Annotated in this window: 12 protein-coding genes; 11 read left to right on the plus strand and 1 reads right to left on the minus strand. The window is 31.0% G+C overall.

Going from position 1 to position 15,223, the window contains the following annotated elements:
- The first annotated feature begins 6 nt into the window (after positions 1-6).
- From hycI to ON24_RS02080, 8 genes are all read left to right on the plus strand, one after another.
- On the plus strand, positions 7-483 hold the full coding sequence (gene hycI / locus ON24_RS02045) for a hydrogenase maturation peptidase HycI (protein ID WP_016358576.1): 477 nt from the start codon (positions 7-9) through the stop codon (positions 481-483).
- A gap of 181 nt (positions 484-664) precedes the next feature.
- Entirely contained in the window at positions 665-877 is a 213-nt protein-coding gene (locus ON24_RS02050) for a hypothetical protein (protein ID WP_040681767.1), read from the plus strand.
- Positions 878-1,284: 407 nt separating this feature from the next.
- Entirely contained in the window at positions 1,285-2,415 is a 1,131-nt protein-coding gene (locus tag ON24_RS02055; protein WP_040681768.1) for an ATP-binding protein, read from the plus strand.
- A gap of 140 nt (positions 2,416-2,555) precedes the next feature.
- Positions 2,556-3,629 carry a glycosyltransferase family 4 protein gene (locus tag ON24_RS02060; RefSeq protein ID WP_040681769.1) on the plus strand — a complete coding sequence of 358 codons (1,074 nt, stop codon included), beginning with the start codon at positions 2,556-2,558 and terminating at the stop codon, positions 3,627-3,629.
- Positions 3,630-3,772: 143 nt separating this feature from the next.
- Positions 3,773-5,254: a Mur ligase family protein gene (locus tag ON24_RS02065; protein ID WP_016358571.1), complete on the plus strand. Its 1,482-nt coding sequence runs from the start codon at positions 3,773-3,775 to the stop codon at positions 5,252-5,254.
- 457 nt (positions 5,255-5,711) lie between these two features.
- Positions 5,712-6,194: a hypothetical protein gene (locus ON24_RS02070; protein WP_016358570.1), complete on the plus strand. Its 483-nt coding sequence runs from the start codon at positions 5,712-5,714 to the stop codon at positions 6,192-6,194.
- A 58-nt stretch (positions 6,195-6,252) separates the two neighbouring features.
- Entirely contained in the window at positions 6,253-7,470 is a 1,218-nt protein-coding gene (locus ON24_RS02075; RefSeq protein ID WP_050553532.1) for a hypothetical protein, read from the plus strand.
- Between the two features lie 35 nt (positions 7,471-7,505).
- Entirely contained in the window at positions 7,506-7,910 is a 405-nt protein-coding gene (locus tag ON24_RS02080) for a DUF356 domain-containing protein (RefSeq protein ID WP_016358568.1), read from the plus strand.
- 421 nt (positions 7,911-8,331) lie between these two features.
- Here the strand turns inward: ON24_RS02080 and ON24_RS02085 are convergent, their stop codons facing one another.
- Positions 8,332-8,835, minus strand: a complete 504-nt coding sequence (locus ON24_RS02085) for a multiprotein bridging factor aMBF1 (protein WP_040681771.1) — start codon at positions 8,833-8,835, stop codon at positions 8,332-8,334.
- Between the two features lie 416 nt (positions 8,836-9,251).
- Here ON24_RS02085 and ON24_RS02090 point away from each other — a divergent pair, with 416 nt between their 5' ends.
- The 3 genes from ON24_RS02090 (at position 9,252) to ON24_RS02100 (ending at position 14,947) form a co-directional block, all read left to right on the plus strand.
- Positions 9,252-10,496 carry a proteasome-activating nucleotidase gene (locus ON24_RS02090; RefSeq protein ID WP_016358566.1) on the plus strand — a complete coding sequence of 415 codons (1,245 nt, stop codon included), beginning with the start codon at positions 9,252-9,254 and terminating at the stop codon, positions 10,494-10,496.
- A gap of 703 nt (positions 10,497-11,199) precedes the next feature.
- Entirely contained in the window at positions 11,200-12,357 is a 1,158-nt protein-coding gene (locus ON24_RS02095; protein ID WP_016358565.1) for an MFS transporter, read from the plus strand.
- Positions 12,358-12,778: 421 nt separating this feature from the next.
- Entirely contained in the window at positions 12,779-14,947 is a 2,169-nt protein-coding gene (locus tag ON24_RS02100; protein WP_016358564.1) for a right-handed parallel beta-helix repeat-containing protein, read from the plus strand.
- Positions 14,948-15,223 lie beyond the last annotated feature (276 nt).

The raw sequence follows: 15,223 nt of genomic DNA on the forward strand, positions 1-15,223 counted from the left end.
GATATTATGTTTGAAAAGGATTTGAAAGACTTCCTTCATGATTGTACTAGACTTGTTATTTTGGGAATCGGTAATGACATTCGTGGCGATGATGGAGTAGGCCAATATATTGTAGAGAGCTTGAAGGATTTGGGTAAGGAAAGTGATGATGTAATAATAATCAATGCTAAGACCGTTCCAGAGAATTTCACAGGCAAAATCAGAAAGATAGATCCAAGCCATATACTTATAATTGATGCCGTTTTAATGAATGAGGAACCTGGCACTGTTAGAGTAATCTCAAAAGAGCAGGTTGGTGGATTAAGTGTCTCTACCCATTCTATGTCCTTGTCATTTCTAATCAAATATTTGGAGATAGAGAAGCCATATAACATTGTGTTTTTAGGTATTCAACCGGAATCAATGGGTCTTGTTGAGGATATGAGCAAGGTTTGTAAGGATTCCTCGGACAGTGTTATTGATGTTTTGGATTCCCTTTTATAGATTGTAAAAATCTTTTATAAAGTTTAAATGGATGGAACAATATTTTTTAAAAAAATATTGACACAGAATAGATCATAACAGCTGAACTAAAAAACCAATACGAATTGAACAATCAAATGTGGAATGCTTATATTAATGATTCAATTTTAAATGAATATATGGAGTTTAGGAGGATAAGAAAATGATACCGGAACATATTAAGAAAAATATATTAACTACTGATCCAGGTGCTTTTAATGATGAACCTATTGTTGATTTAACTAGGAGATATAATAATGGGGAACTTACTGATGAAGAATTACTTGAAGATATAGAAGAAATCAGTAGATTACGTAGTCAGGCATCAGAAATATTTAAGAAGAAGAAAAAATTAAATGCTAATGACCAAGATTAAGCATATGTTTAGATAGTAAAAGATTAATTGCACATTTAGTAAATATTTTACAGTATGTAATTTTTAGTGGGAAAATATGGGAAGTTCCTTATAAAACCATTTAAGAAACATTATGAATTCTAGATACTGGGTGATGTTTTGGATGAACAACTGGGAAAGTATCTATAGAATACTTTTTTATTTTTAAGATGTTAATTTCCTTAGATATTCTATAATTCGGAATGTTTCTTTATTTTTAGGATTTTAATTTTAATTTCCTTGGATATTTTTAAAATTATTTTATTATTTTTTAGAAAATTTAATTAAGTATTATTAATTAATAATTATTTAGTATTCTTGTTAATCTTTAAATTAAATCATGTTGAAGATTTTATTATTTTGTTTTTTTAATTAATTTATGTGATTATATGAAAATTCTATGTATTGGTTCAAGGCTGTTTGATGATGTTGCGCCTTATTTTAGAGAAAAAGGCATTGAAAGTGTTGTAACGGAATCAAATCCTGATGCAGATAATTTGGATTTGGCAGATGAAGTTTTTATAGGGCCTAGGGGAATGAAATTTCCACATGATGTCGCTATAAAGGAAGAAGTGGATGGTATTGTTCCATTAATCGGTATCGATCCTCCTCTTTTGGACGTTGCATATATGAAGGAGGAAGTCGAAGCCGAAAACAACATACCTGTTGTGGCTTCAAATGTCCATGCAGTACAGATATCATCTGATAAATCAAAGACTAAAGAGATATTTCGTAAGATAGGGGTAAACACTCCGGAATCTGTTTATGTCTATAAAGAGGACCTTGATGATTTTGAGGATATTATCCATAATGAGGGCTTTGACTTTCCTGTGGTATTAAAACAGAATCAGGGCCAGGGCGGAAAGGACATATCTATTGTCTCAGATATTGACGGTGTTAGGAAGTACTTTGAAACATTTGATGGCGCTTTATGTGAGAATTTCATTGAAGGGGCTGAAATTTCAATAGAGACATTGGGATGGAAAGGTGAATATCTGCCGCTTGTACCTGTCTATAAGGGGGATACCGGTATCAATGCAACACATCCCATTACCCGTGTAAGGTATGGGCCCACTAATTTTGAAAAATTGGACAATGAGGAGATAAGGGCTACCGCTTTAAAGATTGCTCAAAACATCAGGACCGAAGGAAATCTTGATTTGGATTTTATCTATGATAGAAAAAACAATAAACTATATGCTATTGAAGCTAACACCCGTCCAAGCGGTACCAGGTATTTAACACAGGCAAGCTCCACCATTAACACTCTTGCAGAACTTGTTGATATGGCCGCAGGTGTTTTTTCTATTGGGGATGTGGAATCCAGAATCAGGAACTATTACTGTGCGGAGATACCTGTAGGTACATATGAGGGAGAAATACCTGAAAAAACCTTTAAAGAAAAGGATTATGTTGTTCATGGACCTGTGGGATATCAAAGGGTAACCATTAGGGCATCCTCAAAGGATGAGTTAATATCCAAGGTTAAAGACATTACAGGTAGGGATATTGAAATCTAATTTCAATATTACTTTTTTTACTTATTTTATTTTTAAACATTTTTCATGTTTTATTTAATCATTTATAAAGGAATATTAAATTATAAATAGTATCTAAAACAAATTATTATTAATATAAAATTGAATTTTTGTGATAAATTATGAAGACAGTTGATATTATAATAATGTTCTTTATTACATTATTCTCAACAATATTCTTTACATGGTATATTAGAAGGATATTGCTACAGGCAAAGATAACTGACAGTCCAATTGTTAGTGAGCATCGTCATAAGGCTGGAACCCCAACAATGGGTGGAATAGCATTTTTATTTTCTATTCTTTTAATCACAGCTATTTATTACAAAAATAACTATATTTTAATTACTTGTTTTATTATGGTAGCTGCAGGTATTATGGGACTTGTAGATGATTTGCTTGGTCTTAAGATCTCAGAGGTACAGAAACTTGTAAAGAATGTTACAGATGAGGTTGTACCTATAGGTTTACTTAATCTTGAACCAGGTGAAGAGGCAAGGGTTGCATCTGATAAGGCAAAGGCTCAAGTGGACCAATTACTTGAGGAAGGTAAGGTTGAAGTTATAGATCAGATTCCAATCAAATATGAAACCGGTGAGGCGGAACAAATATTTGTACAATTGTTCTTAGGTGTTTTGCTAGCATTGACATGTTCAATCACCACCCTTGGCGGATTCAATTTAGGAATTTGGGCAATACCTATCGTTGTCATTGCAGTATTAGGTGCAGTAAACACTGTTAATTTAATAGATGGAATGGATGGATTGGCTGCAGGAATTTTAGCTATTGCATCATTTTCATGTATAATATTTGGTATTATCAATGGAAGAATGGAAATTATACCTCCATTCGCTATACTTACAGCAATCTGTTTAGGATTCTTAGTGTTTAACAAGTATCCAGCAAGTATATTTATGGGAGATACTGGTTCAATACTTCTTGGTGCAGGTTATGCTGCAGCGGTAATGTTATGTGATGTTCCATACTTTGGAGTCTTAGCATTAGGAGTTCCAATTTTCTCAGTTTGTGTAAGTTTAGCTCACAGAGCACATTTGATAGAAATGCCTGTAGAACCGCTACACCATGCATTAAACTATAGGGGTATTCCTGAGACAACTATCATTTACTCTTATTGGGGAGCAACAGTTTTATTATGTGCTATTGGATTAATTGTTGATTATCTATTCTTTATATAATTAACAAAACATAATTTCTTTTTTTTAATTTTTTTATTTCAATATTTTTGATGATTTTAAACATTTAGTTATTATAGAAAGTTTTTTTAAATATTTTAAACAAAACAAATCTTATATTTATTTCATTTGATGGAGAATATTTTATGTCAGATTTTAATTTAAGTATTGATGAGTTAGCAGAAGCCATTGGTGGTAAAATCATTGGTAGTGATGATTATAATTGTGGTTATAGTTTCTCTGGAAAATTTGATTTTTTAGCCCATGCTAAGAGGGGGGATATTGTAATTCGTCATAAAATCAACGGTAAAGGAATTGAGATTGCTAAGGCAAACGAGGCTGCAGCCATCATTACTCAAAATCCTTTGGAAAATGCTTTGGAAAATGCGGAACAGTTAAATTTTCCTGTGATTGTAGTTGAAAAAATCGAGATTGCAAATTCATTTGCAATAAAATGGGTCTTTGATCATTTTGATAAAGACTCTAAAAGGGTTGCAATCACAGGTACAAATGGAAAATCCACAACCTCCCACATGATTTATCATATCATTAAAAACTCAGGAGCTCATGTTTTAACCAATACTGATGCAAGGTCTGAATTCAATACTCTAATTGATCCGATGGTATCAAAAATGATTTATGAGGAAGTTGAAGAAAACGGTCCTTTGGATTATGCCGTAATTGAAGTATCAGAGGTTCAGGGATGGTTGGATCATGTAATGCGTGACCATGCTTATTTAATGACCAGTGCTATAAATCCCGATGTTGGAATAATTACAAATGTCACAATGGATCATATTGGACTTGTAAACTCTATTGACGATGTTTTAAGGGAAACCTCAGGACTTGCCCGCGGACTTAAAAAGGGAACACTCATATTGAATAAGGATGACGTAAACGTTAGTCAAATTAAACCAAACGACGGTGTAAACAGAATATTCTTCTCAATGGATAAGGATAACGCTACTCATAATGTGGTATTTGATACGGATAACGAGGTTGTGCTTGTGGACAATGTTGAAATTTTAACCATCGATGACTTGCCATTTAAGACTAACCATTTCATCCAGAATACATTGGCGGCTATTGCCGGAACATTGTCTTTAGGTGTACCTTTAAGTGTTGTGGTTGATGGTGTTAAAACCTACAGACCACTTAAAAGAAGATTCGTTAAATTAAATGAACATCCTGAGATATATGATGACTTTGCACATAACCCAGATGGAATTAAATCAACTGTTTATGCAGGGTATAAATTATTGTCTGATAAAGGCCACCTCTGGATTGTAAACGCAATACGCGGTTCACGTGGTGAGACATTAAACGGGTTAAACGCAGATGCACTTGTCGAGGTAATTACAAGAATTCATGATGAGGACGGACGTAAGGTCAATCTGGTCTTATCTTCAAGTGAGGATGTGGTGGATCATTTAAACATTGTAAAAGATTCTGAAAGGGAAATATTTCTATCTAAATTGGATGACGCAGATATCGAATATACTCATTTCGAACATCTTAAGGATGCATTGGTCAATGTTTTGAATAATGCAGATGTAAATGATACCATATTACTTCTTGGAGCTCAGGGAATGGATCCTGCAGAGAAGATACTTAAAAACATGATGTGATTTTTTCTATCTGTTTTTATTTAGTTGTACTAGTTTTAAAATTTAGTTCAACTATTCTTTATTTTTTATTTAATGTTTTCCGGTTTTCTGTGTTTTTATTTTTTCTTGTTTTGTTTTAATGGTTTTTAAATTTATCTGGTATCTGATATTCGGATTCGTCGATTTATAATCGATTCTTTTTTATATTTTGATAGAATTTGACTTAGTTTATATAATTTATAAAAATAGTTAAAATATATATGTAATAATAATCTAATAGATATTTATATTGTAAATTGAATACTAATATTTTATATTGATTTAAACTTTAAAAATGAATATAAAATTTTAATATTGATTTGTAATATTCGTTTTAAACCATTAAGGTTTTAAAAACATTAAAAAATATTAATTTTATTTATTTAAACAAATTTAAAAATGAATAATTAATTTATTAGGTATTAGTGAAGTGAAATTCATGCTTATAAAAGTTAGAAGAGATACTTTGATTATCTTACTATTAGCATTTCTACTTATTGTATGTGGTAGAGTAATAACTTATGTGGCATATGCTTCAACTATTCAAGAAGAACAGGGTGTCCCTATTACTGGAGTTCAGATTAAAGGTAATGATGTAATTCCTTTAGAAACCATTAAAGCTAATGTGGCAAGCTCTGGTTTAAGGGAAGGTAGTTATATAGATGGTAGTATGTTACACACGACTAAGAGGACATTACCTCTTACTGAAGCGGTTTCGGATGCTAAGACCTATGCAATGGCCTCAACAATACCTGGTACTACTGCACGACCTATTACTGCAGTGGATATCAAGATTGATAATACCACAGGTATTGTAACTGTTACTGTTGTTGAAGACTTTTCAAGAGTTAATTTAGGTAATTCCACTACTACTAATTCAAATAGTACTAATTCATATTATCGTACAACAAGTTCAGGATAGGAGGGATTAAGTGAAAAGGTCTAAATTAATTTTATTAATTTTATGTGTACTTCTTGCTTTGGTTTCTGCTAGTGCTGTTTCAGCTACTATGAACTGTATTATTATTAGTGATCCTAGTGGTAATGATCCTAATGGTGCTGCCGCAGGTAGTATGTCTTTTGAAGAGAACATGTTTCAATCTACATTTGTAATGTCTACTAAAAATCAATATGCTGTACTTTCTGGTGGTGAAAGTGAAGATGATAGTTTAAGGCTTCAAATGGTTTGTAACGCTTTAGCTGATATTGAAGGTGGAGGTTCAGCTTCATCCTCAGCTGCAGTTGCTAGTTCCTATTCTGGAATGAGGGCAATTGTAGGTGGTCCTAAAGTAGGTATGGCAATTGGTGGTTCTTTCGATGCATATGTTATTGTTGAACAGGACAATGGATCTTATACTGTAACTCCTTATTCAGGTGGTACCGTATCTATTCCTGCCGGTAAAAAAGGAGCGATTATTCACTTGAGGGATAGTCCAGGATCTGCTGGTGGTGCAGCTGCCAACAGACAAGCTATCGCTACCGAGATTGCAAAAGAATTAAGAGATGGATATTCTGCTACACATATTATGGGTACTGTTTTTAGATTGGTATCCACTGAAACTGGAGAGGTTTACGGTGGAGGTGCAGATAACCTTTACTGTGGTATTTCTACCGGTGATATGTTCACTCCAGCAGAGTTAAATCAAAAAGGATATGTGATGTCCGATCCTTATAACAAGGTTTGTCAACAATGTGGATGGTCAGTTGCTTATCCTGCTGCCGAAAACTATAATAGATGTCCATATTGTGGTGGGGAACTAAAAACCCAATATGCATATGATGCCCTGGAGAAAGCTATAACAGTTAGTGATGACAGTGCGAATGTATATGTTTATGGTTCTGATGAGCAAGGTTTAGCCACTACTACACAGGAAGTTGTACAATATGAAGTTTCTAAAAATGGATATAGCTCTACAAACATAGCTTCAGCAATTAACAAAGCAATCAACAATGGTATTATTGTTGGTGTAAACTATGTTGAGGCTAAAGATATTAATGTTAACAAGAATGCTAAGTCTGTAGGTGTATATTATACTGCACTTCCAGATGGAAGAACATCACCTCCATGGAATTTACCAATAAACACATTTTTACTTAATGTTCTTGGAGCAATCCAAACAGTTATCGGAATTGTAATTATAGTTCTAGTAATATTTAGAGGAAGATTGCTTACTTCCTTCCAAAAAAGGAATGAATAATATCTTCTTCTAATTTTTCTATTTTATGTGATATTATGGCTTTAATTTTAATTAGAGGAGAAAACAATTCAAAAGTGCTTAATGCGATATCTGATGTTGAAAAACATGGGGGTCTACATTTAACATCAAAGCCACGAGCATTAGATGCTAATATTGCGGATAATATTGTTTCAAAAATTTTAAAAGCAGATATAAAGAATGAATCCAAAGTTGCAGCTGTATTTTCCATTCAGGAAAATCCGACCTTGGCAATTTCAAAAATTAGAAGTATTCATCCACCTGCACATATCATTGTGGTTAGTGATGAGTATGATGAAATTTATGAGGATTTATTGAATAAGATGGATGAAGCAAAATATTTTGAAGGATATTATTCTGCTAAAGCAAAAAATACAAAAACAATTGATTATAAAAAAATGCCAAAAAAACCTAAACTTTAGGTTTTTTATTAGTTTTTTTATAGTATTTTTATTTTTTTTATGGTTTTTTAATTTGATTTACTTTTTTTGGGATTTCTGTTGTTGTTTTTCGGTTTTTTTTTAATTTGATTTAATCTTAAAAATTTTATAAGAAAGAGTCTTCTAATTTTGGATTAACTTTAAAATGCTATTTTCCATAAAAAGTTAATCTATCTGTTCATCGTATTTTAAAATGTAAACATATGCATACTAATTTTAATTCAATGAATCTGATAAAACATTTTAGATCAATTTTTTAAATCTTAAAATAAGTTGTTTTCATTGATTTCTAATAGACTTTATATATTTTAAAAAAAGAAAAAAATAGTAATTAGATTATAAAAATCTAATTATGGAAAGATGTTTTGTTTAATGATTTTACAACAATTTCGTTTTTTAAAGTTTACTTCTTAGATTTTTTGAATTTTACAATGCTTCCAATAGTGTTTGCACCACTTGAAATATTTTTCATGGTTTCTAAATCTAATGGTTCAACTTTTTCAATTAGATTAATATTTAATGCCTTTTCTAATTTTTTAGCAGTTTTAATATCGGGTTCCATTTTCTCGGATTCTATTTTTGCAATGACAGAAACCTTTTCGAAAACCTTTTCACCTAATTGCTCTCTAGAAAGATGTTGAGCTTCACGTCCTTGTCTTACAACTTTACCATAATTTTCAATTAACTCATCGGTTGGCTCTTCAGGTCTTCTAGAGTAATTGTTTTTGTTGTTATTAGAATTATTTTTTCCAGATTTTTTATTTTTCTGTACATATTTTGGGCGTCTAGGGACTTTTTGTACCTTACCAAATTTGGAGCATTCTTTACAAACATCCATTGTTGCGCCATCAATTTTTATTCTAATTGGTTGACCTTTAATAGGTTGACCACACATTTCGCAATCCATATTTTATAATTGTTTTTTCTTTTTTAAACTTTTCTAATATACTAATTTTATTTTATGGTTCTGTTTTTTAAAATGTTGTTCAAGTTTATTTAATTGTTCTATTAATATTCATATTAAGGAAAGTTTTAAGAAAGTATATATATTATGTTTACATAATTTAATATGATATATAAGGACATATTTGTTAAAAATTAATGAAAAATAACTATTGGGTATGTTTAAAAATATTGTTTTCCGGTGAGTTTTTATTTAAAAATGAGTTTTCGCCGTAAAACGTTAGATAAAATGGAATTAAATATTTGAAATGTTTGTTTTATATTATTAGAACAATCTATTATTTTTTTCCTTTTTATTTAATTTATTTTTAATATATGGATGAACATTAATAGAACATATTTCAATTAGGAGCGTTTAAAATGGATGAACATGAAGAAAATTCTTCACAGGCATTACTTACTAAAATCGAAGAATTGAAAGATGAAGTAAACTTGCTTAAAGAAGAAAATACCAAAACAAAACGCAATTTAATGTGGAAAGTTAGAAAACTTGAAAAGGATAAGGTTCTAACTGAAAATGAAAAAATCAGACTAGAAAGGGAAGTCAAATCATTAAGGGGTGAAGTTGAAAGATTTAGATCACCTCCTTTAGTAATTGCTACAATTAATGAAGTAATCGACGATACTAGAATGACTGTTAAAAGTAGTACTGGTCCAAATTTTTTAATCAATTATTCTAAATTTATTGATCCTAAATTATTACAACCAGGTGCAAGAGTTGCCTTAAATCAACAAACATTTGGTGTGGTAGAGGTTTTACCTTCAGAAAAAGATCCAAGTGTATCTGGAATGGAAGTTGAAACTAAACCTGATGTTACATATGATGATATTGGTGGTTTAGATGACCAAATTGTAGAGGTTAAGGAAACAGTAGAGTTACCTCTTACTAAACCAGAATTATTTAAAAAGATAGGTATTGATCCACCTAAAGGTATTCTTCTATATGGACCACCTGGAACAGGTAAAACGTTGCTTGCTAAGGCAGTTGCTAATGAGACTAACGCAACCTTTATTAAGATTGTCGCATCCGAATTTGTTAAAAAATATATTGGTGAGGGTGCAAGACTTGTAAGGGAAGTTTTCGAACTTGCTAAGGAGAAAGCCCCTGCCATTATATTTATTGACGAGATTGACGCAGTAGCTGCTAAAAGACTTAAAAGTTCAACAAGTGGTGATAGGGAAGTCCAAAGGACCTTAATGCAATTACTTGCAGAACTTGATGGATTTGAATCCCGTGGAGATATAGGTATTATTGGAGCTACCAACAGACCTGATATTTTAGATCCTGCTCTTTTAAGACCTGGAAGGTTTGATAGGTTTATAGAAGTTCCTGAACCTAATGAGGAAGCAAGAAAACAAATCTTAAAGATCCATACATCTAAAATGGCTTTAGATGAGGAGGCTGATTTAGATTTACTTGCAACTTTAACCGATGGTTGTTCTGGTGCTGATTTAAAAGCGATCTGTACTGAGGCAGGTATGTTTGCAATAAGGGCAGACAGAGACAGTGTTACTGTCAGCGACTTTATGGATGCAGTTGATAAAATCATGGATGTAAACAGTGATGACGAATTCCAAAAAGAAGCTGGAGTAATGTTCGGTTAAACATATAAGATAATCTAAAATTTCAATTTTCAATTTTTTTTGGAATTTTGATTTACCCTTAATTCTATTAAACGAGGCCAATGATGAACCCTATGAGCTCTGATATGTGATGAATGATGGGCGAACTGAGGCCTTTTTTTATTTATATTCTATTCTTGTTTTTAATTTTTATTGGTTTGCATGGTTTATTTCACTGGTTTGTCTGTGGATTTTTCTATTTTTGAATATTTTTTGTTGTAACTAGTTTTATTTATGGACATTCCTGTTTTGTGTGATTATTTTTTCCGGTTGTTTTTTTTGTCTGTGGATTTTTCTATTTTTGAATATTTTTTGTTGTAACTGGTTTCATTTAAGGATATTCCTGTTTTCTGTGTGGTTATTTTTTTCTGGTTGGTTTTTGTTGTCTATTTTTTCGGTTATACATTTTTAGTTTAGTTAACCGGTAAATATCTGATTGTAAATGCCTGTTCTATTTGGATAAATAAATGATATTGGATACAATATCATGTGATTTATAGATTGTTTTCTTGGTAGCTATTTTCTATAGGTGGTCTGGTATTATATATTCCATAGAAAATTAATAGATTAATTTAAATAAGACCTTTCAATTAATAAATATGAGAAGGCTTTTTGTATTTTAATATTTAACATTATTGGAAGAAATTAAGTTGTATCGTTTTATAATTTTATAGGATTTTTTCATATGAAACGACAGAGTTTAGCAATTTATATAATGATGTTAGGTACTTTCAGTATTCTAAGTACAGAAATGGGTATGATAGGTATTTTGCCTCAAGTGGCTCATTACTTCAATATTACTATAGACCAAGCGGGACTGTTTGTAAGTCTTTTTGCAATAGGTTCTGCTGTAAGTGGATTAATATTACCACTTCTATTTGGTAGGTATAACAGAAAAAAAGTTTTTACCTTATCCCTTTTAATCTTTGTAATATTCACGGCAGTAAGTGCATTTACAACTGATTTTTATATTGCACTTTTATGTAGGGTGATCATATCACTATTCATGCCTATATATTGTGGATTAAGTTTAACTGTAGCTGGTGAAATTGTTCCGAAAGAGGAGGCCCGCGATTCAATTAGTAAGGTAATAATGGGTGTCAGTGCTGGAATGATTATTGGTGTTCCGATAACAGCATATTTTGCTAGCTATTTCGGATATGAAATTGCAATGTTATGGTTTACATTTGTAAATCTTCTTGCATTGGTAGCGACTGTTGTGCTGTTTCCAAGTATTCCCGGAAAGGAACAGTCTTATGGATCCCAGGTATCTGAAGCCAAGAGCATGATTTTCATTGTCTCAGTTTTAGGTGTAATAATGCTTAACTGTGGCCAGTTCTTATCTTATTCATATGTTTCAGAATTTTTACAATCAGTAACCCATATTATTAACCTGGATTTAACAATACTGTTATTCTTATATGGTATCACATCCATATTCGGTAATTGGGTTGGCGGTAAATTACTTTCAAGCAGGCCCCATATAACAGTGATTTTAACTCCAATATTTTTATCTTTAATATTTGTAAGCTTGTTCCTTGTTGGCAGTTCAACAATTCCAACAGGTATTCTTGTAATATTCTGGGGATTGATAGCAGGTATTATTAATAATATACTTCAATTTTGGATTGTTACCGCTGCGCCAAAGGCACCTGAATTTGCCAATGGAATCTTTTTAAGTATGGCAAATATTGGTGTAACCATTGGAACTAGTATTGGTGGGGTTATTATTGTAAATCAGGGTACCAGTTTTATATTCCTTGGTTCAATTGTGGTTTTAATGATAAGCTTAATCCTGTTTGGAGCTAGAATTAAATTAGAACCATCAGCCGATAATTCCTAAAATTAAAACTGGTTTTTTTAGTTTTTTTTTAAATCATCATTTTTTTATTCTAAAATCTTAAAACCAATTGTTTTTTTTAAATCATCATTTTTTTTATTCTAGAATCTTAAAACCAATTGTTTTTTAAATCATCATTTTTTTTATTCTAGAATCAGATTTCATAATCCGATTTGTTTAAAATTATATATCGTTTTCAAATTCTTTACATGGATTTATTATAATATTATTCGATTATTTCATGTTTATCTGGATTCTATGGAATAATGTAAATTAGATTAATTCTAATTGTTCTATTTGATTAAACAATTTTTATAGAAATTATTGTAATATAAATACGAAATGTTATATATGTTAATCGATATAATAAAAATCATGATTAAATATTGGGAGATAATATTTAATCCTCTTTAATTAAGGGGAGGTGGAAAAACTGAATAAGAAGTTAATGTTTGTTATACTATCATTAATATTATTCTTATCAATAGTATCTATATCTGCTGAATCTACAAATGATACAGGAAGTGTTCTTTCTGACAATTCAACCTTCATAGAAGATAATGATACTAGTAATTCTACTGTTAATATTTTAGATAAAACAAATGTGATACTTCAAAATAAATCAGTTATATCAAGTAATGACTCAAATTATACTGTCAGATTAGTTGATTCCAATTCTAAACCTATTGTAAATCAAACTGTCCGTGTTAACGTAAATTCATCAATCTTTTCAGGTGTTACTAATAATGAAGGTTTTATAACCTTTGATTTTAGTGATATGGGGGATGGTAGATATACCTTAACAGCACTATATAAGGGAAATGAGTTTTATGACTCCTCATCAAATTCAACCACATTGTATAAATATGATGGTGTTTTAATTTCTAGTAACCTGAATTCTTATCAGATACAGAATATAATAGACAAGGCAAGTCCCGGTACTAGACTGTATTTTACAGATGAATATTATAGTAATCTATATTTGGTAATAAATAAACCCTTGAGTTTGATTTCATATGTAGGTTCTACATTAAATTCAAGGAAGGATAAACCTATAATAACTATAGACTCTACAGCAGGTCCTGTTGTTGTCAGCGGTTTTAATATTAACAGTACCAGAACCGATGGTATTGTAATTGAAAATGCCTCCAATATCACAATTTCACAGAATACCATTACAAGTAAATCTAATGGAATTAAAGCGATAAAGGTGGAAAACCTTAATATTATAAATAACAATATTATTGGAAATTCCAAATCTGGGGCTTCAATTTCAGAGGGAAATAATATTGACATTTCTAATAATCTAATTCGTAATAATGATTATGGTGTTGGATTGGCTCAAAGTTCTAATATTAAAATATGGAATAATTCAATATTGAACAATACAAAGGGTGTATACTCTTCTGTTGAGTTGAATAACTATATCTATTCTGAAGGGGCTAGTAACCTTAGTATGATGTATAATACTGTTAAAAACAATCATAATGGTATTGAACTAGAAGATGCCGGTAGTGGTATTCAAATATTGAATAACACTATTTCAAATAATATCAATAAAGGTATTAGCTTAAATAAAGTAGGTTCCAATACAATTACCCAAAATGTAATCGAACGTAATAGTAATGGAATCTATTTCGGTACCTATTATATTAAACCTAAAGGTCAGGATATTAGCTATAATGTTATTCAGTCTAATACTTTTAGGGATGTAAATGCTAAGGATTCATCATATGGTTTTGGAAATGATCGTTTAGAAATTGGAAATAATTGGTATGGTGGAAACCCTGCAATATGTAATAAAATTAAAACTGGTTTAATTACATTTGGGGTTAAACAAACCGGTACCAATACAGCAACGGTTACATTTTATAATCCTGACGGTTCTGTGGTAGTTTCTCTTCCTTCAAGAACTATAAGTTATAAAAACAATAATGGTAGAGTCACCTCTATCAGTACAACCGGCTCTTCAACTAAAATAAGTATTGAGGGATCTAATGGTGATAAAATCACTGTAACAATTGATAAAGCTAATCAGCAAATAACTTATCAAGCTTCAAGTGATGATTTTACAGATCCGTCACTTGGTAAAATAGACAGTGGTAATGTTAAGACTCAGGATGATGTGGATAAGAATTGGCAAAAGATTCATGGAAACGGGGGAAACTCCGGTACTGATACTGGAGGAAATTCAGGTGGAAATTCAGGTGGAAACTCTGGTGGAAATGGAACTTCCAACAATCAGGGAAATGGCGGATCAAATTCCGGTTCAAATTCCAATAGCGGAATATCTGGTTCCAGCACTGGAGCAAATACTGCTATAGGATTTTCAACTGCCGCTACTGCTGTTGCTTCATCTGCATCTGGTTCAAGTTCATCATCAGATTCATCAAGTAATGACGGATCAGATTCTGCATCCTCTTCAAGTGATGGTGCTTCTGAATCCTCATCAGCAGGTTCTGATTCAGGACCTAAATTTATTGATTTGGATGAAAACCAGGTTACTCGTATAGCTGGAGAATTTTTAGTATTCTTAATTATTTTACTATCCTGTTACATATATTATAGGGATGATATTAAAAATTTAAGATAATTTTTTTCATTTTTCTTTATTTTTTTTTAGGATTTGGCTAATTTTGTTTTTTATTTATTTTACTTTAATGTCTCTTCTGATTTCATTGTTTATTTTATTTATCTGGTTTTTTTTAAAATTTCATTGGTATTTTTATTTCATTTTTTTATTAAATGTCTATTTCTTCATTTTTTATTTTAATTAGCTATTTTATTATCTTTTTAAGTTAGAGGTTATTTTTAACATAAAAAAATTCCTCAAAGAAATAGTTTTTAAATTTAATTTATAATATATTCA

Origin of the sequence: Methanobrevibacter boviskoreani JH1 (assembly GCF_000320505.1) — an archaeon.
GTDB classification, from domain to species: domain Archaea; phylum Methanobacteriota; class Methanobacteria; order Methanobacteriales; family Methanobacteriaceae; genus Methanarmilla; species Methanarmilla boviskoreani.